We start from the raw sequence: 23367 nt of genomic DNA, 5'->3' as shown, positions 1-23367 counted from the left end.
TGTTATTTAAGCTCTTAAATTTGGCATTAGGTTTAAGAAAGCCTGCGAATTGGCATTGTATTTTTTCTTATCTAATTTAAAATAGAATGCACCTTTTTTAGAACCTGCCCTGTCTTTTTCGGCCAGTTTAATTAATAATCCTGTAGAGGTAATTTTGCGGCTAAAATTTCTGGTATCGATTTTAGTGTCGTTTACTTCCTCAAAAAGAATATGTAGCTGTGGAATAGTAAATTTTTTAGGCAGCATTTCGAATAATATTGGATGAAGTGCAGCTTTATACCTTAATTTTTTTCTGGCATCAGCAACCATTTGGTTATGATCAAAAATAAGTTTTGGCCGGTCGTTAATCAAAAACCATTCCGCCTCATAATCGTCGTTTAACTGTGCCTCATATTTGTGGATATCAATGAGGGCAAAATATCCAACAGAAAGCGTTCTTTCGATGGGATCACGACCCGGTTCTCCATAAATCTGCATCTGCTCCAGATAAACGCCTTCTAAACCTGTCATTTTTTTGAGTACCCTGTTCGCTGCATCGTCCGGACTTTCATCAGCGCCTACAAAACCGCCCATTAAACTCCATTTGTTTATTTCGGGTTCTAAGCCCCGCTTAACCAATAGAATTTTAAGGTGTTCACCGTCAAATCCAAACACAATGCAATCAACAGCAACAAGATAATGTGGCTGCCTGGAATATTCAATCATTTTTTATCAAGGTTTTAAAGGGCTTAATATGTTCAAATTTTCACGAAAATAAAAATTATTATTAATTGTCGTTTTGACAATTAATAATAATTTTATAATTTGACCGACTAGATAGGAGAGCCACTTGGCTTTCTTTTTTCTAACCAGTTGAAAAATATAAAATGAACCAAACATTCGAACTTGACAGTAATCCACATACCCGGCTTAACATATTAACCGGCGAGTGGGTGTTAGTATCACCACACCGTACCAAGAGACCATGGCAAGGTAAGGTTGAAGACATTACACCAGATAACCGCCCGGAATATGATCCAAAATGTTATTTATGCCCGGGAAACGGTAGGGCAGATGGCGACAGCAATCCACAATATACGGAGAGCTTTGTTTTTAATAATGATTTTGCTGCTTTGCTTGAAGACACGCCTGCCGGTGATATGAACGAAGATGATTTATTAGTAGCTAATAATCAGAGAGGTCTTTGCAGGGTGATCAGTTTTAGCCCGAAACATAATCTCACACTTCCTGAAATGAGTGTCGAAGCCATAACTGCCGTGGTAAATGTTTGGCAGAACGAATTTAACAGCCTGGCTGAAAACGATTGGATTAAATATATTCAGATTTTTGAAAATAAAGGTGAAATAATGGGCTGTAGCAACCCACACCCACATGGGCAGATCTGGTCGCAAGGCGACATTCCTTTAGAAATTGCCAAAGAAACTGAGCGTCAGAAAACTTACTATGCCATCCATAGAAGAAGTTTACTTGCCGATTATTTAAAGCTGGAGCAAAAGAAAAACGAACGCATTGTATTTGAAAATGATCATTTTGCAGTATTGGTGCCTTTTTGGGCTGTTTGGCCATACGAAACCATGATCATTAGCAAACGACATGTAAATAGCATCAAATTGTTTAGCGAAGCGGAAAAGAAATCATTGGCCGAAGCGATTAAAGTATTAACAACTAAATACGATAACCTGTTCGAAACATCTTTCCCTTACTCGGCAGGCATGCACCAGACTCCGGTAAACAATGGTTATTACCCGGAATGGCATTGGCATATGCATTTTTATCCACCATTGTTACGCTCGGCATCGGTTAAAAAGTTTATGGTAGGTTACGAGATGCTTGCCAACCCTCAGCGGGATATTACTCCTGAGTTTGCGGCAAATCGCCTGAAAGAAATGTCTGCTACACACTATAAAATCAGCAGGGCTGAAGACTAAAATTATTAACAATGAATGCACAACATTTAAAAAGTACGTTTAAAAGACTTTTCGATGCCGAACCCATTTTAGTGCGTTCGCCCGGAAGAATCAATATTATTGGCGAGCATACCGATTACAACGGCGGTTTTGTAATGCCTGCTGCTATAGATAAAGCCATTTATGTAGCTATATCAAAAAGAGAAGATGATGAAATACATTTATTCTCAGAAAGTTATCAGCAATTTGATATTTCATCAATTAAAAGCCTGAAAAAATCAGAGAATAGTTGGGCCAATTACATTTTGGGCGTTGCCGATCAGTTAAAAGAAAGAGGCTATGGGTTGGGTGGCTTTAATTTTTATATCGATGGTGATGTGCCTTTGGGTGCTGGTCTATCGTCATCTGCTGCTGTAGAATGTGCTACCGGTTTTGCGCTCGATCAGCTTTTTTCGCTTAACGTTCCCAAGATAGATATTGCTTTAATTGCTCAAAAGGCTGAACAGACATTTGCAGGTGTTAACTGCGGTATTATGGATCAGTTTGCCTCTGTATTTGGCAAAAAAGATCAGGCAATTATGCTTGATTGCCGATCGATGAAACATGTTTACATCCCGTTAAAGTTAGATGGTTATAAGCTTTTGCTTTTAAATACGAATGTAAAACATGCCCTTGCCGATTCGGCCTACAATAAAAGAAGAGCCCAATGCGAACAAGGTGTAGCCTGGGTAAAAGAGCATTACCCCAATGTAAATACATTACGTGATGTAGATCTTGGTATGTTAGAAGCGCATGTTAAGCCGAAAGATGAGGAAGTATTTGCGAAATGCAGTTTTGTAGTGAAAGAAATCGGACGTTTACTAACAGCGGCAGAACAACTTGAAAAAGGTAATCTGCAGGGTTTAGGAAACCTGATGTTCGAAACGCATGAAGGTTTAAGTAAAGATTATGAAGTAAGTTGCAAGGAATTGGATTTTTTAGTTGAAGCTGTTAAACCGCTAGACTACGTATTGGGTGCCAGGATGATGGGTGGTGGTTTTGGTGGTTGTACCATCAATATCGTTAAGGAAGAAAAAATTGAGGGTTTAATCGAAGCACTATCTTCAAAATATTTATTACAATTCGGGCTCAAGCTTGATTCCTATACCGTTCAAACAGAAAATGGAACCAGTTTATTTAATTAAAATTTAACAACCCAAGGTATACTAACCAAAATAAATCAATGAAAAACAACTTATTAGACACGAAGGATTACATTGTATTTGCAATTTACTTCGTTATTGTAGCCGCATACGGGCTCTACATTTACAACAAGAAAAAATCAGAATCTACGGGTTCTAAAGATTATTTTCTTGCAGAAGGTTCTTTAACCTGGTGGGCAATCGGCGCATCCTTAATTGCATCAAACATTTCTGCTGAGCAGTTTATCGGTATGAGTGGCTCAGGCTTTAAAATGGGATTGGCCATTGCAACATACGAATGGATGGGCGCACTTACATTGGTGGTGGTAGCTGTATTTTTCATCCCGGTTTATTTAAAGAACAAAATTGCTACCATGCCACAGTTTTTGCACCAGCGCTATAATGGTACAGTGGCTATGATTATGGCCGTTTTCTGGTTATTGCTGTATGTTGTGGTAAACTTAACTTCTATTCTTTATTTAGGTGCTTTAGCGGTAAGCAGTATTTCTGGTTTCGATCTAAGGTTCTGTATGTATGCCATTGCAATTTTTGCCATTCTCATCACCTTGGGTGGGATGAAAGTAATTGGGTATACCGATGTAATCCAGGTGTTTTTCTTGATTTTAGGTGGTCTTGCTACAACTTATCTGGCTTTAAACCTGGTTTCTACACATTATGGTACTAGCGGTATTTTTGAAGGTTATAGCTTAATGACTTCTAAAGCATCTGAGCATTTCCACATGATCCTAAAACCTGATAATGAAAATTATATCGACTTACCAGGTTTAAGCGTATTGATTGGTGGTATGTGGATCGTGAACCTAAACTATTGGGGCTGTAATCAGTACATTACACAACGTGCATTAGGAGCTAATCTGGAAACTGCTCGAGGAGGTATCCTTTTTGCTGCATTCCTGAAATTATTAATGCCAATTATTGTCGTGTTGCCTGGCATTGCCGCTTATGTGTTGTATAAAGATGGCGCTTTCCAGGCCGAAATGCTGCAGGATGGATCTGTAAATCCAGATCGTGCTTACCCGGTGTTGTTAAACTTGCTTCCTGCAGGATTAAAAGGACTTTCGTTTGCTGCATTAACCGCTGCGGTTGTAGCCTCCCTGGCAGGTAAAGCAAACAGTATTGCCACTATTTTTACTTTGGATATTTATAAAAAAGTACTAAGAACAGATGCTACAGAGAAAAATTTGGTAACAACTGGTAAGATTTCTATTGTTGTAGCAATGATTCTTGGTGTATTGATTGCTCCACATTTAGGAATCGATAAAAAAGGTGGTTTTCAATACATTCAAGAGTATACCGGTTTTGTCTCTCCAGGCATTTTTGCCATGTTTATTTTAGGTTTCTTCTGGAAAAGAACAACTTCTGGTGCAGCACTGTTTGCTACCATCGGTGGTTTCGGTTTGTCCATTTTACTTAAATTCTTACCTAAACTAACCGATCTTTCATGGTTATCAGGAATGGGTTTCTCTGTTAAAAATGCAGCTGGTGTTTACGAAATGCCATTTTTAGATCGGATGGGCTTTGTATTCATATTTTGCATTGCCGGCATGGTGATCATCAGTTTATTGAGCAACAAAGTTAAAGCAGAAGCTAAAGGATTGGCTATCGATGCAAAAATGTTTAAAACATCAACCAGCTTTGCGGTAGGTGCACTACTAATTATTGGGTTATTGGTTGCACTCTACAGCGTGTATTGGTAAACCATTTATATCAACGGTTATTTACTTTGACAATCTTTTAGACGCAATGCCTGGAAGATTGTCATTTTTTTAACTGCCTTAATTCCTTAATGGTAAATATAATAAGACCGGGAAGTCAAGAGTAAGTCACCCTGAGCGGAGTCGAAGGGACATTTAAGTTTATAGATCATATTTATAGTGCACTTTGACAATCTTTTAGACGCAATGCCTATAAAATTGTCAAAGTTTATCTAACATCAATGTTCTCTGTGATTTTATCTCTGTGCACTCTGTCGTAAAAAATAGAGTATTATTCGTCATCCTCTGTTGCTAATTTCTTTACCAACCATGGCAAAGTAAGCCCTTGCCCGATTAAGGTAAACAATACCACTACCACCGAAATAAATATAACGGCATTTCGCTGTGGAAACGCACTTCCATCCGATAAAGTAGCGGGTAGTCCAATTGCAATGGCCAGTGAAACAATACCTCTCATGCCCGACCAGCTGATAATTAAGCTGTTCTTAAAATCCAGTAATGCACCCTCTTTAATACGGTGTTTCCCTTTCTGAAAAGCTTTTTGAAGATTAAATTTTTGTAAGAAAACACGTGCCATTCGCAGTAACAAAGCTACAACGGTAATCACCAGCGAATAACCTATGTAAGGTAGAATATCAGCACTGCTAATATTTTTATATACATAAGGAAATTGTAAGCCGATTAATATAAAAATTAGTCCATTCAATAAAAAGATAATAATATCCCAGATGTTTTTCGATTGATTTTTAAGCTGTTCTGGAAATACCTTATGGCTAAACCTGGATATCCCCAATCCTAAAATAACAACTGCAATAACGCCCGAAACATGCACTTGTTCAGCAATTAAATAGGTAACAAAGGGCATTAACAACATAAAGCTAATGGTTGCCAGGCGATTGTTATGAATACGCTTCATAATAAACGCTAAAATTTTCGACATCACCATGCCAATTAAGAATCCACCAGCCATTAAAATGACAAATTCAAGTGATGCTTTCCAAAACACAAAGGCTGTTCCTGTTACTGCGGCTACTGCAAAACGATATGCTACCAGTGCAGAAGCATCGTTAACTAAACTCTCACCCTCCAGAATGGTATTGGTTTTATGAGATAAACCCAGTCCCTTGGTAATACTCATAGCAGCAACCGCATCAGTAGCTGAAAGAATTGCACCTAATACAAAAGACACCGGCCAACTCATCCCCGGAATCATATAGTGGGCAACTACAGCAATGCCGATTGCGGTGATAAAAACCAGCGTAATAGCAAGGGTAAATATGGTATTGATATTCGTTTTAAATTCTTTAAATGAGATGTTGAAGGCGGCATCATAAAGCAACGGCGGGAGAAATATCAAAAATATAATTTCTGGATTAATATCAATTGGTGGCAAGGAAGGCACAAAACCTACTGCAATTCCAGCAATAATCAGTAAAATAGGATAGGGAATTTTAATCCGGTCTGCGATAGCAGAAAGGCCAATCATTACAGCTAAAATAAATATTACAACGGCATAATTTTCCATATCTCTGAATGCGTTTTTTAATCAATGTGGAAACGTGTAATTCAAAATATACGTTTACCATCGGATTACGAAGTTTATGTTTAAATAATCTAGATGGTGGAGGTCTTTCGAACAACGAGTTGCTGTATCTTCATCCCGCGACTATAGGATGCGAAGCTGATCTTTCATTGGATGAATCAATCTTTATGGTAATATAGCTAACAAGGAAGATTGACCTTATTCCAGGGCCTTTCAGTAAAAGCGACTTTAATATACTACCGTTGTAACCTGGGTCTTTTACTTTTAAAAGTTGGGTTGGGTTTTGGCTTTACTGCTTTAGCGCCACCTTCCTCTTCAGATATTTTAACTGTAATTACATTGCCTTTAAACGTTTCGCCATTTAAGGTTGATACGATGTTTTTGGCATCGGGAAGACTATAAATTTCCAGAAAAGCATAGCCTTTACATTTACCAGTTGCCCTGTCGCGAACAATTTTAATTGTTTCTACCCTGCCATGAAGGCTAACCAATATTGCCAAATCCATCTCTTGGATATTGTCAGGAAGGCCGCCTATGAAAATCTTAACCATTAATTCTTTTATTTGAGAGAACATTTGGAGCTATAGATATTAAATCCAGCACCGTTCTTTAAGACCTGCAAAATAAGTAAAATGATGTTCTTACCCAAACTAATTTGTATGAATTTTATCTCATTAGCCATAAATTTTGTGTGCAGCAGGCTTATATATTGATGTTGATCGGTAGAAAACGTACATTCGCTTTCTAATCATCAAAAAATAGATTAAAATATGAGCGCCCAAAGGTTAAAATCCATACTTCTCATTGCATTATTACTTTGCATATCTGCTTTTGCACAAGCTAAAATCTTATTACCTTCAGTTTTTGGCAATAATATGGTTTTACAGCAGAAAACCAACGCTGCAATCTGGGGCAAAGCAAATGCAGGTAAGGCAGTTAAAGTAATGGTTTCCTGGAATAAAATTAATTATGGTGCTATTGCCGATGCCAATGGTAATTGGAAAATTAAAGTGGCAACCCCAGGTTATGGAGGGCCGTATACCATAACCATATCAGATGGAGAGTTGCTGGTGCTCAATAATGTATTGATTGGCGATGTATGGATCTGTTCCGGGCAGTCAAACATGGAAATGCCACTGGCAGGCTGGGGCAAAATCCTCAATAGCGAAAAAGAAATAGCTGGAGCTAAATATCCAAATATCCGTTTATTGCAGGCAGATCACATAACCAGCAATTTTCCTATAAACGATGCCAAAGTTGCAAATGGTGGATGGCAGGAATGTAGTCCAAAATATATTGCCGGGTTTTCTTCTACCGCATATTTCTTCGCCCGCGAAGTATATGAAAAAACTAAAATTCCTATCGGCCTGATCCATACTTCCTGGGGGGGAACGATCGCCGAAGCATGGACGAGCGCCGAATCGCTTAAAAAAATGTCCGATTTTTCTGCTGCAGTTGATAAAATCCAACAAGCAGGTATTAACCCTTCAACCGTTTCTTACAACGAAAAAGTAAGCAACTGGGTTAAGATGACCACTGAAAAGGATTCTGGTTATCAGGCTGGGCAGCTTAAATGGGTCACAGCAGAAACTACAGACTGGAAAAGCATGACTTTGCCAACTTTGTGGGAAGAAGCTGCACTTAAAAATTTCGATGGTATTGTATGGTTTAGCAGGAGAGTGACTATTCCGGAAAATTGGAAAACAAACGGCATAAAGCTTAATCTCGGAACCATAGATGATAATGATATCACTTATGTAAATGGTGTAAAAGTTGGCGAAACGGTTGGCTATAACGTAGGTAGAAGTTATGCCATACCTGCAGATTTACTCAAACCAGGCGAAAATATCATTACCGTTCGTGTTTTTGATAGCGGTGGCGGCGGTGGCATTTATGGAGAGGCGAAAGATTTAAATGTGACAAATAATGCGGGTGAAAAAATTTCGCTTGCGGGAGATTGGAAATATAAAATAGGTTTAGATTTTAAAAATATTGAGCCTAAGCCTTATGAAGAAAATGGCCCAAATCGCCCAACAGTTTTATATAATGCCATGATTCATCCTTATCTGCAATTCTCCATTAAAGGTGCTATTTGGTATCAGGGAGAAAGTAATGCTGATAGAGCTTACCAGTACCGCGAGTTATTTCCAACAATGATCAAAGATTGGCGTCAGAAATGGGCTCAGGGAGATTTTCCATTCTATTTTGTTCAGTTGGCTAATTTTATGCAGATCGATAATGAGCCATCACAATCTGCCTGGGCAGAACTTAGGGAGGCACAGCAAAAAACACTTGCTTTGCCAAATACAGGCATGGCCACAATTATTGATATCGGCGATGCAAAAGATATTCACCCTAAAAACAAACAAGAGGTAGGTAGAAGATTGGCGTTAATTGCCTTGGCTAAAACGTATGGCCAAAAAATAAATTATTCCGGCCCCGTTTACCAATCAAATAAAATTGAAGGAAAACAGATTATATTAACGTTTGGCAATAGCCAAAATGGTTTAAAAACGGCAGATGGTAAGGCGCTAAAAGGTTTTGCCATTGCCGGAGCAGATAAGAAATTTTATTGGGCCAAAGCAAGTATCAAGGGAAATCAGATTATTGTCAGTAGCGATCAGGTCGCAAATCCTGTTGCTGTTCGTTATGCATGGGGAAATAATCCTCTTTGTAACCTGGTTAGTAACGATGGCTTGCCAGCGTCACCATTCAGGACAGATACCTGGCAAGGCCTTACCTTTGCAAAGAAATAACAGAGGTAAAGCATTTGCGCTTAAAAAGGTTGAATTTTTTGTAAAGCAGGTTTAATGCTTTTCGGTCAGAGCAGTCTTTCTTTCCATTACTATCTTTTTATGAAGGTGAGTGCTCAATGTTATTAAGTTAAGGGATAAATCGCAAAATGATGTCACCTAGAGGGATAATTTATTGTATAAAATCAATATGAGTGACATCAATTAATCTAAGCGTAAAAATCTCCCAGAATTACCGTCATTTTAAGCGGAGTGCTACCTGTACCGAGTTTACATCGGTAACGCAGTCGAGAACCTGAAGGCTTTGTGAAGCAAAATCTGTTTTGATAGATCTCTCCACTTCGCGTTGCTTCGGTCGTGGTGACGACCTTTTTTTGGAGTCTGTAAATGGTAGCGTAGTCGAAGGGTATTTATTTGCGATTTATCTATCTCAAGAAATCTTGCTACGCTCAGACTAACGATCGCATTGCTGAACTTATATAATCGGGGTAAATACCTGGCCGTTGCCTGTGCTACAAACAGTATTGCCTGAAATAATTTTTAGTTAACAATGCTTTCACCCTTGAACCTCAAACAATTGCTTACTGAAGAATTTTACATCTGGTACTCCTATAGTTTCTGAATTTTTTAACCTGGAAAGCAGTGTCTCCAGATATTTCATGTTTTAAATATAAGCTTACTAAATCGTTTTAATATTCCATGTATATTTACTAGTTTTATAAAACATTATCTAACCAATATGTCTTTTATGAAAAGAATATTTACCCTAATTTATTTCCTGCTCGTTCTGTCTATTCATGCATTATATGCTCAAAGTTTAACAGAGTTTAATAAAGCTCCGTTAAAACAGCATGTTTATGTGCAATTACCAATAGGCAGTATTAAAGCCAGGGGATGGTTATTAAAGCAGCTGGAACAACAAAGAGATGGTGCAACCGGAATGGCCGAAGCGCTGTACCCTGAAAAAGATAATCTAGGCAAAAATTCTGATTGGCTGGGAGGTGATGGAAATGGATGGGAGCGTGTACCCTATTATGTTAAAGGTTTAGTCGCATTGGCTTATACTTTAGATGATCCTGTGCTAAAAGCGAAAGCACAAAAGTATATCGATTGGACTTTAAACAATCAACAAGCTAACGGATTATTTGGTCCAACGAAAATGAAAGACTGGTGGCCGCGTATGCCAATGATGTATGCTTTGCAAAGCTATTACGAAGCCACAAATGATAAAAGGGTTCTTCCATTTCTCTCCAGATATTTTAAATATGAACTCGATAATCTCGATGCTGATCCATTGAAAGAGTGGGCTAAGGCTAGAGCAGGCGATAACATGGAAATTGCCATTTGGCTTTACAATAAAACCGGTGATCAGGATTTACTAAAACTTGTAGAAAAGTTAAAACAACAGGCATACCCCTGGATTGATATTTATAGCAATAACGGATTTTACTTTTTCGGTGATGATTTTCAGCCAAAACACATGGTTAATGTGGCTCAGGCTTTAAAATTTCCTGTAGTTTATGCACAACTTCAAGATCTTCCATCTAATCTTGAAGCACTCTCTAAAGGTATCGCACATATTATGCGCGACCACGGTCAGCCAGAAGGTTTAGGTTCCGGAACTGAATTTTTGGCTGGTACAAGCAGTATAGAAGGGGTAGAAACCTGTACGGTAGTAGAATGGATGCAGAGTTTAGAGACTGCAGCAAAGGTTATTCACGATGCAAAAATTGGCGATCAGCTGGAGAAAGTGGCCTTTAATGCTTTGCCTGCTCAGTTTAGCCGGGATTTTAAAAATCACTCCTATTACACATTACCCAATCAGGTACAGAGTATTCATGGCGAGCATGGCTTTAATCAGGATTATGCTACAGGTATCGTTTCCAGCCCATATTCAGGCTATGGCTGCTGCCGCTATAATATGCACATGGGCTGGCCTTATTTTGTGAAAAGTAGTGTGGTAGCTACTCCAGAGAAGGGTTTGGCCGTAATTACCTATGGTCCTATGGAAATAGAAACTGTGGTAGCCGAAAACAAAAAAATAAAAATTACCGAAGAAACCAATTACCCTTTCGAAGAACAGATCAGGTTAAAAATAGAAGTTGCCGTTAGTACATCCTTTCCATTAATTTTAAGAATTCCAGCATGGAGTGTAAAACCAGGCATTAGGTTAAATGGAGCTACATTAAAAGGTGTAAAAGCTGGAGAAATGTTTGCCATAGCCCGTGAATGGAAAAATCACGATCAATTAGAACTGAATTTTCCAATGGAAATTACGACCAGTGCGCAGGTAAACAATTCTATAAGTATAGAACGTGGACCTGTTGTTTATGCCCTGGAAATTAAAGCGACAAATAAGGTAACCAAAACGCATCCTGTTGCTGGCTTTACAGATTACGAAATCCATCCCGAATCGGCGTGGAATTATGGCTTAATGATCGGTAAAAGTGGTTTAAGTAATGTTGCCGTGCTGAAATCGGAAATGCCATCGAATCCTTTTATTGCGGCAAGTACACCGGTTAAAATAAAGGTTCAGGCAAAAAAGATTCCATCATGGGGTTTAGGTTACAATAAAGTGTCTGCTTTTGATGTGCCCTTTAGTCCAGTTGCATCAGCTGAAAAACAGGAAGAAGTTATCCTGGTACCATACGGATCTGAAAATATCCGACTAAGCTGTTTCCCTGTAATCGGAGAGCCAAAAAAAGTAAATAAAACTTTGGTTGAAAACTTTGATCAGGGAATGGCCAGCAATTGGGTTTTTTATGGCGGTGGCTGGTTTTGGAAAGATGGGGAGATGAACGCTGCATCAAATGCAGGCTCTGGTGGTTATGGCATAAATGGGTCTAAATATTTGGCCAATGGAACAGACTTTAAAGATTTTACTTATCAGGCAGATGTAAAAATCAATACCGCAGGAGATGCTGGTTTAATTTTCAGGGTTTCTAACCCTGCAATTGGTCCTGATGCTTACCAGGGATATTATGTAGGCTTAGATCAACCCAACGGAAGCGTCATATTTGGAAAAGCTAATGGACAAAAATGGACGGTGATACGTTCTGGAAAATATCCTGTTAAAATGAACGAATTGTATACTTTAAAGATAGTGGCGAAGGGAGATAAATTTGATTTTTTTATAAACGGATCAGTTCAACCTGTGCTTTCGGCAACAGATAATCAATACCAATCGGGTAGTATAGGATTAAGAACATACAAGGCATTGGCAAGCTTCGATTCGGTAAAAATTAACACCTTTTAACATCAGCTGCGGGCGATGCAAAAACTTTACGGCAAGGAATTTGCTGATGCAGTATTAACAAATAAAGTAATATTATGAAATTATACAAATCAATTCCCATAATGCTCTTTACACTTGCACTTGCTGCAGGATGCGTAAGCAATAAGAAGTACGCTGAACTTCAGGATACGTATGCCAAGTTAAGAGATAGAAATCAGGAGCTTAGTAATAAATACCAGGATAGTCAGCGTGAGCTTAGCGGAAGCACCAGCAGGGTTAAAAGTTTAGAAGAGCAGATCGCATCAGAAAAGGCCAATGTAACGGCACTGCAAGATGCTTTGAACAAATGTTTAAATTCCAGTAGCCAGGGAAATGTTAACATTTCAAAACTGGTTGATGAGATTAACAGTTCAAATAAATATATCAAACAGTTAGTAAATGCCAAAAATAAAAGCGATTCACTTAATATGGTGTTAACTAATAACTTAACAAGATCGTTAAGCCGTGAAGAGTTGGGGGATGTTGATGTACAGGTACTTAAAGGTGTAGTATACATCTCTTTAGCTGATAACATGTTATATAAATCAGGTAGCTATGAAGTTTCTGATAAAGCTGGCGAAACTTTAAGCAAAATTGCCAAAATTATTAAAGATTACGATACTTATGATGTGTTGATAGAAGGTAATACTGATAATGTACCTATTGCTCAAACAAACATCCGTAACAACTGGGATTTAAGTGCCTTACGTGCTTCATCAGTAGTACAGGTATTGCAGACGAAGTATGCTGTTGACCCTAAGCGTTTAACTGCTGGTGGACGTGGAGAGTTTAATCCAATTGCCGATAACAATACACCAGGCGGAAAAGCCAAAAACAGACGTACACAGATTATCATTACACCTAAACTGGATCAGTTTATGGATCTGATTGGAAAAGCGCCTGAGCAATCTCAAAAATAAAAGTTTAAAATAATTTAAGCATATAAAGGGTTGGAATTAATTTTTCGACCCTTTTTTATTTGCAATACTTTTCTTTTGATTTTTAAATAAAAGATATTCTGATAACCAGACTTCTATGACTGTTTTAACCATTAATAAATGTATATTTGTTTATATCAGTAATACAATTACTTCTTTTCTCTCGCTGATGTACCACTATAGTATTTGCTAATCTTATCGGATGAGTATTTCTTATTCCAACCACCGAATTGTTTAAGCAATGATGATTGGTCTTAGCTAACAGTAAACATTTATTTTATGAGTAGAGACAAAAAGAAAGAAGCCAGTGTAAATAAAAAGGCACCTTCAGATTACCAATCGGGAAAAGGCAAAACGGCAAAAACAGAAATTGATCCTTTCGCCAAAAAAACCGGTAAAAATGGTAAATAACGATCAAAAAAATCAGGCCAAAGTTTTCTTGTACGAATTGAACAATACCAGGCACGAATATGGTTTTTCTGCAAATGAAGAGTGGACATTGGATTTAGCTACAGATAGTCAGCGAAAAGTTCTGGAGCATAAATATTACCCCATGTTATCCTTAACTGTAGCACCAGAAAACCTGATGAATATGCTTGATCTTTTGGAGGATAAACTTGGAAATGCAGTTGGACATATCAAAGCTAGCCTTAGCCATAAAAAGATTTCAAAAGAATCAACACACCTTTTGGCTTATTGCGCTGCGAGGTTAAAATATTAAAACTTGCTAATATAGAAGTTGCCTCACCGATTGCTACCTGGATGTTTGATTTATTTGAAAAATCATAAAAAATAGCCTTTTGTTGGGAATTCGAGCGATCGTCATTCCCAACCAGATATCTATCGGGTCCATTGGAGATCTTAAAGCTTATTTTATTAAGATTCCCGCCTGCGCCTATCGTGTGGACACAATTAATTATAACATTCTTCTATCGCTCTATGCCGCTGGGCATGGCATTTTGGAGCGCCAAAGTACCCAAAGCGCTTTGTCAATCCAGCAATGAGCCTTTTGCGCAATCTCACGCGCATCAAAAAAACAGCGGCACTTCGTTTTGTGTTCAATATTTTTTAAAATTAAATCATCGGTTATGAACACAAAACCACTGCGTTTCAGGTTTGTTAGTGTCATTTTTACTGTTGTGCACCTGTTTTTTTGATTTCCCCCGGCTCCTGGGATTGACAGCGTCCTTGGTTAAAATCCGTGCTTTATTAAAGTTGGCTGGCAAAACGCCTAAAAATACTTAAAAAAGATGTGTCCACACGATCGGCCTGCCCGGAAAGAAGACCTTCTATTAAAACTGTTGACAATTAATGTACAAAAATCAGGAAATACTAATCATTTTCTTTTGTTGATTCAAATAAGCGGTAATCTGGTTCAGTGTAATACACCTGGTGGCCCTAACAGCTGACTTTAACACTTCAGAACTTACTCCTAAGCGGTTTGCCCAATAATTTCGATCGGTTTCTTCAGATAATGCGACAATTTCTTCTTTAGTACTCGGGGTTGAGGTGAAATTTTTCATAGTGGAGATGATTAATTCAGTTAATAAAAAGCACAAATCGACTTGGTGTTATAAAAATAAAATTTTTTATTTATAATAACAAGTTGTAAAACAGTTGCTTGTGAAAATATTGTTTAATATTTTATTGACGCAGAATTGCCTGTTTGCTTGCATTAATTCGTTTTAGTAACTAAAACCGTATCAATCATCACTGAAGGTTGTACAAAAAAATTGATTTATGTATTTTTAATTATACGTAAATTGGTTATAATTGCCAATTATTTATAAAAAATAAATTCTGCAATGGGATTGAATAGGAAGGGAGACGTTATCCAGATTGACTTTGAAAATGGGCATGGAATCATTATTGACGAAAACGGTCAGGATATCCATTTTCAGTTAGATGATGTATCTGATCGGATTAATATAAACTCGAAAATAGTTTTTGAAATTGAATTACACGAGCGTGGCTTGGTGGCGGTTAACATTAAATTAGCTATGGAAGAGGTAAAAGTTTAATTCTACTCCTGCCGAAAGGATATTCAGGGTATTACTGGTCAGTTGGGATGGGCAAGCTGAAATAAAATGTAGAACCTTCTCCTAATTTACTTTCTGCCCAAATTTCTCCCTTGTGCCTTTTAATTATCTCGGCACAAATGTACAGGCCAACACCAAATCCTGCAATTGTTTTAGTATCTGAACTTTCAACGCGATAAAAACGGTCAAAAAGTCGGGGTATATCATCTTCTCTGATACCTATACCTTCGTCTTCTACACTTACAACTATATAACCTTTTTGTATTTCGCATTTTATTGCAATTAGAGATTCTTTTTTCGAGTATTTTGCTGCGTTGCCAATCAGGTTATTAATTACATTGCCAATTTTTTCCATATCAGCATGTAGAATCATTTCTTCCGGACCAACTACCTGGATAAAATGGCTGGGTAGAACCATTCTGTTTTCTTCAGCAATGGTTTTAATTAAATCAATAAGGTTAAAATTTGTTTTGTTTAATGAAATTTTACCAGATTCCAGTAAGGATACGTTTAAAAAGCCATCAATCATTAATGACATTCTTTTTAATTGAATATTTATCTTATCCAGTATCTGATTGGGAAAGTTGTTATCTGTTTCTTTAAACTTATATTGTAAAAGCTGTACGTAGGCACTTAAAGAGGTTAGAGGGGTTTTCAGCTCGTGACTTACCATCCCGATAAAATCATTTTTTCTAATTTCATCCTGCTTATGTTCTGTAATATCCAGAACAGCTCCGGCAATATAAACAGCTTTTCCCTCCTCATTATAATAGGCTTTTCCAGCAGTTCTTAACCATTTGTGCTTTTCACTGACGCCATTCAAATTGATCTGATATTCGATGTTAAAAGCGCTTCGATGGTGTAATGCATGTTTAATGCCACCAGTAAGATGCCTGATATCTTCAGGGCTGATTAACGATTTGGCTTCCTCAATGCCCAATCTGTTATTCTCCAGTTCATAAATATGCTGTGCCCTTTCTGATAGAAGAATTTGTTTATTTTCCAAGTCGATATTCCACGAGCCCATTTCTGATGCATCCATGGCTATTTTTAAAATATCTTTTGCCTTAAGCAGTTCTTTTTTAAAGTTTACCTGTTCTGTAATATCTTTAATAATCACTAAAATTCTCGTTACTTCGTTTTTATCATTTTTTAAAGGTTCATAAAAAGCGATGAAATAACCGTCCGAAACTGGTGTGGAGAGTTTTAATTCGTTGAGTGTTAATGGCTGTTCGTTTTTGAAGATATCTTTTACACGTTTAACAAGTGCCTCCTGTTTTTCAAATTCCGGTCGTGCCTCTTCCAAAGGTAATCCGATAACTTCTTTTCTGTATTTACCCCAAAGTTTTAATATATTATCGTTTGCATACTCCGTAATCAGTTCCGGACCTTTTAATACACACATGCCTAAAGGTGCCTGCTCAAAAAATCCCCTAAAACGTGCTTCACTTTCTGCAAGTTCAAATAAAATATGCTCAAGGTCATTTTCATCCATTGGAATTTCCCTTAACGAACAAACGAGGTATTCAACCGGGCGGTCATTTTGTAACACTGGCGAAAATTCCAATTCCCACTTCACGTTCGGTGAGTTGGAATAGATGGGATGAATAATCAGCGTACTTTTTTCCTTAAGTTCACAAACGTTCTGAACTGTTTTAATTAGAATGTTTTTTTCAGCATCAGATACGAGGTTTGGGATAATGTCTATATTATTTAATTTTGATTTTCCACCCACGCGCTCAATTAAAGCCTGGTAAGCATCGTTATGTGCTACAACCACCAATATCGGCTTTATTTTAAAAATGACTATAGGACTTATAGAATGTTTTAATAGTGCTTTTAAGAATGGAGAAGCTAAATCTATCATATATTTGAGTTGACAGTTCCCCAAATATAATCCTTAAACAGTTAATCGACAACCGTTATTTAAGGAACATATAATATTTATGATACAAGATAGTATAAGTTATAAGCGTAATGATTTTTGTTTTTAAATAGCTGAATTCCATTGGCTAATTTGGAATCCTTAACCTGTTACCAATAAAATATTTCCGATAACCGGGTATTTAAAATGGAAAGAAATATTTCGTTTCCCGGGTAAGACTGTAATACCCAGGGGGACCACTAAAATATATCGTCTCTTTTCTGTTTATGCGGTTAGAAACTTTAAGCCGGATAAGATCCAAATGAGCTTGGTGTGAGAAAAATCTTTAAAATATTTTCTTAAATCGTTTTAAATGATGTTAGACTAATATCAAAAAAATGTAAAGTTAAAGCTGTAAAATGAGGAGATAAGACTTAAAGTAAAACCTTAAAAGGTGAAATTGTATTATTTATTATACGATATTAAACGTTATTTTATTTAAAAATGAGTCTTTTTAAGCATTAAAAAAGTTTTTACCTATTTTTTTTAAAAAATATTAATCTGATAATCAGTATGTTGTGTTTAATTTTTGAGTTTAATATCTGATTTAAGCGATTTAATATTTCTCACTTACATTTTTTTAAAAATTTATATATATTTGTTCTTACCCTTTCGAGGGTATGTTTTTCATAGGTAGATGTAGGGTCAGAACAATGTTCTGGCCCTTTTTTGTTTTTAATAGATTTAGAAAAACTATTTTTGTGTTATGACGAAAAAGAAAGTGATTGTTGCAGTTACAGGTGCCAGTGGTTCAGTTTATGCAAAGGTTTTATTTGATCAGTTATTAAAATTAAAAGATCAGATTGAGGCCGTTGGCGTGGTAATGAGCGATAATGCCAAAGAGGTTTGGCAATTTGAACTCGGCAATCAAAACTATAACGACTTTAAAAACTTTACTTTTTACAATAAGAACGATTTTAATGCACCTTTTGCTTCAGGCTCGGCAAAATACGATACCATGATCATCGTTCCATGCTCAATGGGTACATTAGGGCGCATCGCACATGGGATATCAAACGATCTGATCTCAAGGGCTGCTGATGTGGTACTAAAAGAGCGGAGAAAACTGATTACTGTAATACGCGATACACCTTTTAGCTTAATCCACATCAACAATATGAAAACAGTTACCGAAGCCGGTGGGATTATTTGTCCGGCTAATCCATCTTTTTATAGTCTGCCCAAAAGTATAGAAGAAGTGGCCGGAACAGTAATTAGCAGGGTATTGGATTTGGCTGGTTTTGAGCAGGAAAGTTACCGCTGGCAGGAGGGATAAGTTTAGTTAGCAGTTTTCACCCGACCGTTTATAATTAGCTGAAAATTGAAAAACTACAAACAACATTGTTAATAAACTGTAATTTACCTTTAATCTATAATCTCATATCTCAATACTCAAATCTATTTTGTTATCTTTGCAGGCTCAATGAAAAAGGTCGCATTTTATACATTAGGTTGTAAACTTAATTTCTCTGAAACATCAACTATCGGTCGTTTATTTACCGATGCAGGTTATGCTGTGGTAGAATTTCAGGATCAGGCCGATGTTTATGTGATCAATACCTGCTCTGTTACCGATCACGCGGATAAAAAATGCCGTAAAGTTGTTAAAGAAGCTTTAAAGTATTCTCCAAATGCATTCGTAACCATTGTAGGGTGTTATGCACAGTTAAAACCACAGGAAATTGCCGAAATAGAAGGTGTTGATATGGTTTTGGGCGCTGCAGAAAAATTCAGGATAGTAGAATATATTACCGATTTAACCAAACAGCCTAAAGCTGTTGTTCATCAGCAGAATATTGAAAAAGTAAACCATAATTTTATTGCCTCTTATTCAATCGGTGATAGAACACGCACTTTCTTGAAAGTGCAGGATGGTTGCGATTATCCTTGTACTTACTGTACCATTCCTTTAGCGCGTGGTGCAAGCCGTAGTGATACCATTGAAAATGTGGTGAACCGTGCTAAAATGATTGCTGAAAGCGGTGTGAAAGAAATTGTGTTAACGGGTGTAAATCTCGGCGATTTCGGAATCAGAAATGGCCAGCGCGAAGATAAATTTTTTGACCTGGTTAAAGCTTTAGATGAGATAGAAGGAATTGAAAGAATCCGAATTTCATCTATTGAGCCTAACCTTTTGAGCAATGAGATCATCCAGTTTGTGTCCACTTCTAAAAGGTTTGTTCCGCATTTCCATATTCCTTTACAATCTGGTTCTGATAAAATTTTAGGCTTAATGCGCCGTCGTTACCGTAGCGATTTGTATGTAGAACGTGTTGCCAAAATTAAGGAGGTAATGCCGCACTGTTGTATTGGTGTGGATGTAATTGTTGGTTTTCCTGGCGAAACGAAAGAAGATTTCCTGGATACTTACCAGTTTTTAAATCAGCTTGATATCTCTTACCTCCATGTATTTACCTATTCGGAACGCGAATTAACTGCAGCAGCTGAAATGAAAGGTGTCGTAGCTGGCAGTGAACGTAATGAGCGCAGTAAAATGCTTCATATCTTATCTGATAAAAAACGGAGGGCTTTCTACGAATCTCAAATTGGTGCTGAAGCTGAGGTGCTTTTTGAAGCGGATCAAAAATCAGGTTATATGCACGGTTTTACCAAAAACTATGTAAAAGTACGTGCCAAGTACGATCCATTAATGGTTAACGAACTAAAAGCAGTTAAACTGATAGAAATTACTGCTGATGGAGAAGTAGAAGTAGCTGAACTGGAAACGGTTTACTCACATCATTAATTAGTCCTGAGTCAATATCTTTTGCTGTCATTCTGAACGTAGTGAAGAATCTTTTACTTATGAAATGCAGAAGCCCGAAAACACTTAGTCAAAAGCCACCATTAATACAAAAGAACCTTACCTTCTCAATATAGATTCTTCACTGCGTTCAGGATGACAAATAAGCGGAAAAAGACAACCGCTTTTAGAATCTGTTTTTTGCGCTTAATAATCCCCCAGAAACTACTACAATGCGATAATTAAACCTGATCGCAGCGAGCACGAATCCCGATTCTTTCAATCGGGTGAGTAAAGTGGAGAGCAGGACTGTATTAACCGATGAAACACAGAATCACTCTTTTCCAAAATAGAAAAATAGATTTTTACCTCTTTCTCCCAGCTTTAAACGCTAGTCTTTAGTCTTTCCGTTTTAGTCTTTGAGCTTTGGTCTTTAATCTTTCAGCTTTGGTCTTTCTTTACTATCTTCGCTTCAAATTATTTGTATGTTTCCTACCGTTTCACATTTTTTAGAATATCTTTTCGGCATTAATTTACCGCTTCCATTTAATACATTCGGTGTATTTGTAGCACTGGCATTTGTTGCTGGTTACTGGGCTTTTACCAAAGAACTTAAGCGTAAAGAAGCGCTGGGCATACTCCATCCAATAAAAAAAACAGTAGTAATCGGCAAGCCTGCTACTACATCAGAATTAATCATGAATGGCCTTTTTGGGTTTGTTATTGGTTATAAACTGGTTTTTGCATTATTAAACTATAGACTTTTTGTAAATGATGCACAGTCGATTTTAATGTCGACCAAAGGAAATATAATTGGTGGTTTATTTTTTGCTGGATTGTTTGCTTACTGGGATTATACCGAAAAAAATAAACATAAACTCGATAAACCAAAAGAAACACAGGTAACCATTCACCCTTACCAAATCATGAGTAATCTGATTGTTTGGGCAGCTATCTGGGGTTTTTTAGGAGCAAAGTTTTTCGATAACCTGGAGTATTGGGATGATTTTATTCAACATCCCATCGAGCGGTTATTGTCGTTTAGTGGGTTAACTTTTTACGGTGGTTTAATTTGCGGTGGTGCGGCGGTATTGATTATAGCAAAAAGAAACGGTATTAAACCCTTACACATGCTTGATGTAGGTGGACCAGGAATGATGCTGGCTTATGCAGTAGGCCGTATCGGTTGTCACTTAGCCGGCGACGGTGACTGGGGGATTGTAAATTCAAACCCTAAACCATTTTCCTGGCTTCCGGATTGGTTGTGGTCTTATAAATACCCAAACAACGTAGTGGGAGAAGGTATTCCAATTCCCGGTTGTACCGGAAAGTTTTGCAACGAATTGGCACAAGGGGTATACCCAACACCGATCTACGAAGTAATTATCTGTTTGATCCTTTTTGCTTTCTTGTGGAAAATCAGAGATAAAATAAAAGCACCTGGTTTAATGTTCGGTATCTATATGATCTTAAACGGTGTTGAGCGTTTCTGCATTGAATTAATCCGGGTAAATTCAAAATACCATGTTTTTGGTTTGTCTTTTACGCAGGCAGAAATGATTTCAACTTTTCTTGTAGTAGGTGGGATCGCGCTAAGTGCTTATGCTCTAAGGAACAAGAACCAACTGGCCCAATAAACAACCTTATAAATTCATTTAAAATCCAACAACAACTTTGTTTGGTTGTTAAATAGTTATGAATTACGAATTAATATGCAATAAAGTGATCTCGATTGTAAAGCTTACCGGAAACTTTATCCGTAAGGAAGCCATGCAGTTTGATGCACAAAAAATCGAATACAAAGGATTAAATGATATGGTTTCTTATGTTGATAAAACAGCAGAGCAGAAACTGGTTCAAAATCTTGAAAAATTAATTGCCGATGCCGGTTTTATAACCGAAGAGAAAACCATTAACCGGGTGGGCAAAACCTACACCTGGATCATCGATCCTTTGGATGGTACAACCAATTTTATCCATGGCATTCCGGCTTATGGCATTAGTGTTGCACTTTATGAAGATGGATTACCTGTTATTGGTGTGGTTTACGAATTAAACAGGGGAGAAATGTTTTATTCATATAAAGGCGGTTTGGCTTTTATGAATAAAAAAGCAATCAAAGTTTCTGTTAACCCTGATTTGAAATCGAGTTTATTGGCTACGGGATTTCCATACTATCAGTTTGATAAACAGCCTCAATATTTGAAATTGCTGGCCGAAATGATGCAAAAAAGCCATGGAGTACGCAGAATAGGTGCAGCAGCTGTAGATCTGGTTTATACCGCCTGCGGACGTTTTGATGCTTTTTTCGAATTTAATCTGCAGCAATGGGATTTTGCTGCAGGATGTTTTATCGTTCAGCAGGCAGGAGGAGAGGTGTATGATTTTGCCGGAGGTAATGATTACTTTGAGAAAAGGGAGATACTGGCTACCAATGGGAAACTTACCACTGAGATGTTAACTGCGATTAAGCAGTATTTTTAATAATCGTGATGTCATGTGCTGACCTGTAGCGCAGCGGAAAGCTACGCAGTAAACCGAGCTTTAAGCGAGCTCAAAGAAGGTAATTTATTTCAAGGGGCTAACCTAGCAGGAAAGATGCTGTAACAAGTTCAGCATGACGAGAAAGAAGAATGCATAAAAAAGGTCCCGATTCTTAGTATTGGGACCTTTTCACTATATATGTACTATGAAAAATGCATTTTAAAGCGCTTCAGAAACTACTTCTGTAACTTCAGGTACCATTCGCTGTAATAAGTTTTGGATCCCTGATTTAAGTGTAATGGTAGAAGACGGACAACCACTGCAAGAGCCACGTAGCTCTACAGTAACCACACCTTCATCAAAAGATTTGTAGGTAATCGCACCACCATCCTGTTCAACGGCCGGGCGTACATAATCGTGCAAAATCTGTTGAATTTTAATTTCAGTTTCCGTACCTTCAAAAGCAGGTGCTTCTTCGGCAGTCGCTTCTTTAATCTTTAATTCCGATTCTACAGCACCTTTAACAAATTCTTTTAGAATAGCTTCAATATCTGCCCATTCTGCATCATCTGTTTTGGTAATGGTAACAAAATTACTGGCGAAAAAAACACCAGAAACAAAGTTGAATTTAAATAACTCTTTAGCAAAAGGCGAATGTTCAGCACTCTCTTTAGTCGCAAAATCCTCACTGCCATTTATTAACAGTTTGTTTACCATGAATTTCATGGTAGCTGGATTTGGAGTTTGTTCTGTATATACGTTAATCGTCATGTCTTAATCAATTTGAATAAACAAAATTAACAATTACTCACTAATAAAACCTTTGCTGGCTGTCTGCTTAACGT

At 37.4% G+C, this 23367-nt stretch carries 19 protein-coding genes; 13 read left to right on the top strand and 6 right to left on the bottom strand.

What is annotated here, in order from left to right:
• Positions 1 to 6: 6 nt before the first annotated feature.
• Complete coding sequence (locus tag FFJ24_RS12505) at positions 7 to 705, bottom strand: NUDIX domain-containing protein (protein ID WP_138821804.1); 699 nt, start codon at positions 703 to 705, stop codon at positions 7 to 9.
• A 161-nt stretch (positions 706 to 866) separates the two neighbouring features.
• Between FFJ24_RS12505 and FFJ24_RS12500 the strand changes: the two genes are divergently transcribed.
• Genes FFJ24_RS12500 through FFJ24_RS12490 form a run of 3 tightly spaced genes read left to right on the top strand, consistent with a single transcriptional unit; the run spans position 867 to position 4806 of the window.
• Positions 867 to 1928 carry a UDP-glucose--hexose-1-phosphate uridylyltransferase gene (locus FFJ24_RS12500; RefSeq protein ID WP_138821803.1) on the top strand — a complete coding sequence of 354 codons (1062 nt, stop codon included), beginning with the start codon at positions 867 to 869 and terminating at the stop codon, positions 1926 to 1928.
• Between the two features lie 11 nt (positions 1929 to 1939).
• Positions 1940 to 3091: a galactokinase gene (locus FFJ24_RS12495; RefSeq protein ID WP_138821802.1), complete on the top strand. Its 1152-nt coding sequence runs from the start codon at positions 1940 to 1942 to the stop codon at positions 3089 to 3091.
• Between the two features lie 38 nt (positions 3092 to 3129).
• Entirely contained in the window at positions 3130 to 4806 is a 1677-nt protein-coding gene (locus tag FFJ24_RS12490) for a sodium/sugar symporter (RefSeq protein WP_138821801.1), read from the top strand.
• Positions 4807 to 5095: 289 nt separating this feature from the next.
• Here the strand turns inward: FFJ24_RS12490 and FFJ24_RS12485 are convergent, their stop codons facing one another.
• Positions 5096 to 6349 carry a Na+/H+ antiporter gene (locus tag FFJ24_RS12485; protein WP_138821800.1) on the bottom strand — a complete coding sequence of 418 codons (1254 nt, stop codon included), beginning with the start codon at positions 6347 to 6349 and terminating at the stop codon, positions 5096 to 5098.
• Positions 6350 to 6603: 254 nt separating this feature from the next.
• Positions 6604 to 6918: an RNA-binding protein gene (locus FFJ24_RS12480; RefSeq protein ID WP_138821799.1), complete on the bottom strand. Its 315-nt coding sequence runs from the start codon at positions 6916 to 6918 to the stop codon at positions 6604 to 6606.
• Positions 6919 to 7137: 219 nt separating this feature from the next.
• Here FFJ24_RS12480 and FFJ24_RS12475 point away from each other — a divergent pair, with 219 nt between their 5' ends.
• The 5 genes from FFJ24_RS12475 to FFJ24_RS12460 all read left to right on the top strand — a co-directional run bounded on the left by FFJ24_RS12475 (position 7138) and on the right by FFJ24_RS12460 (position 14053).
• Positions 7138 to 9123 carry a sialate O-acetylesterase gene (locus tag FFJ24_RS12475; RefSeq protein WP_138821798.1) on the top strand — a complete coding sequence of 662 codons (1986 nt, stop codon included), beginning with the start codon at positions 7138 to 7140 and terminating at the stop codon, positions 9121 to 9123.
• Positions 9124 to 9868: 745 nt separating this feature from the next.
• On the top strand, positions 9869 to 12376 hold the full coding sequence (locus FFJ24_RS12470) for a beta-L-arabinofuranosidase domain-containing protein (RefSeq protein WP_168202468.1): 2508 nt from the start codon (positions 9869 to 9871) through the stop codon (positions 12374 to 12376).
• 74 nt (positions 12377 to 12450) lie between these two features.
• On the top strand, positions 12451 to 13314 hold the full coding sequence (locus FFJ24_RS12465; protein ID WP_138821796.1) for an OmpA family protein: 864 nt from the start codon (positions 12451 to 12453) through the stop codon (positions 13312 to 13314).
• A 297-nt stretch (positions 13315 to 13611) separates the two neighbouring features.
• Positions 13612 to 13743 carry a hypothetical protein gene (locus FFJ24_RS26665; RefSeq protein WP_256377621.1) on the top strand — a complete coding sequence of 44 codons (132 nt, stop codon included), beginning with the start codon at positions 13612 to 13614 and terminating at the stop codon, positions 13741 to 13743.
• Positions 13733 to 14053: a hypothetical protein gene (locus FFJ24_RS12460; protein ID WP_138821795.1), complete on the top strand. Its 321-nt coding sequence runs from the start codon at positions 13733 to 13735 to the stop codon at positions 14051 to 14053. Before FFJ24_RS26665 ends, FFJ24_RS12460 begins: the two co-directional genes overlap by 11 nt.
• Positions 14054 to 14654: 601 nt before the next feature.
• Here the strand turns inward: FFJ24_RS12460 and FFJ24_RS12455 are convergent.
• Positions 14655 to 14855, bottom strand: coding sequence for a DUF3606 domain-containing protein (locus tag FFJ24_RS12455; RefSeq protein WP_138821794.1), 201 nt, complete (start codon positions 14853 to 14855; stop codon positions 14655 to 14657).
• Positions 14856 to 15137: 282 nt separating this feature from the next.
• On the opposite strand from FFJ24_RS12455, the gene FFJ24_RS12450 reads away from it, so the two are divergent.
• A complete protein-coding gene (locus tag FFJ24_RS12450; RefSeq protein ID WP_138821793.1) occupies positions 15138 to 15353 on the top strand; it encodes a hypothetical protein in 216 nt (71 codons plus the stop codon).
• A 31-nt stretch (positions 15354 to 15384) separates the two neighbouring features.
• Here the strand turns inward: FFJ24_RS12450 and FFJ24_RS12445 are convergent, their stop codons facing one another.
• Positions 15385 to 17238 (bottom strand): ATP-binding protein, encoded by a 1854-nt coding sequence (locus FFJ24_RS12445; RefSeq protein WP_138821792.1) that lies wholly within the window; start codon positions 17236 to 17238, stop codon positions 15385 to 15387.
• 763 nt (positions 17239 to 18001) lie between these two features.
• On the opposite strand from FFJ24_RS12445, the gene FFJ24_RS12440 reads away from it, so the two are divergent.
• From FFJ24_RS12440 to FFJ24_RS12425, 4 genes are all read left to right on the top strand, one after another.
• Positions 18002 to 18571, top strand: coding sequence for a UbiX family flavin prenyltransferase (locus FFJ24_RS12440; RefSeq protein ID WP_138821791.1), 570 nt, complete (start codon positions 18002 to 18004; stop codon positions 18569 to 18571).
• Positions 18572 to 18718: 147 nt separating this feature from the next.
• Positions 18719 to 20041: a tRNA (N(6)-L-threonylcarbamoyladenosine(37)-C(2))-methylthiotransferase MtaB gene (gene mtaB, locus FFJ24_RS12435; protein WP_138821790.1), complete on the top strand. Its 1323-nt coding sequence runs from the start codon at positions 18719 to 18721 to the stop codon at positions 20039 to 20041.
• A 482-nt stretch (positions 20042 to 20523) separates the two neighbouring features.
• On the top strand, positions 20524 to 21675 hold the full coding sequence (locus FFJ24_RS12430; protein WP_138821789.1) for a prolipoprotein diacylglyceryl transferase: 1152 nt from the start codon (positions 20524 to 20526) through the stop codon (positions 21673 to 21675).
• 58 nt (positions 21676 to 21733) lie between these two features.
• A complete protein-coding gene (locus FFJ24_RS12425) occupies positions 21734 to 22522 on the top strand; it encodes an inositol monophosphatase family protein (RefSeq protein WP_138821788.1) in 789 nt (262 codons plus the stop codon).
• A gap of 219 nt (positions 22523 to 22741) precedes the next feature.
• On the opposite strand, the gene FFJ24_RS12420 is transcribed toward FFJ24_RS12425, so the two are convergent.
• Complete coding sequence (locus FFJ24_RS12420) at positions 22742 to 23293, bottom strand: NifU family protein (RefSeq protein WP_121283148.1); 552 nt, start codon at positions 23291 to 23293, stop codon at positions 22742 to 22744.
• Between the last annotated feature and the right edge of the window lie 74 nt (positions 23294 to 23367).

The organism is Pedobacter sp. KBS0701 (assembly GCF_005938645.2).
Lineage (GTDB): Bacteria > Bacteroidota > Bacteroidia > Sphingobacteriales > Sphingobacteriaceae > Pedobacter.
This window is presented reverse-complemented; position numbering and strand designations above follow the sequence as displayed.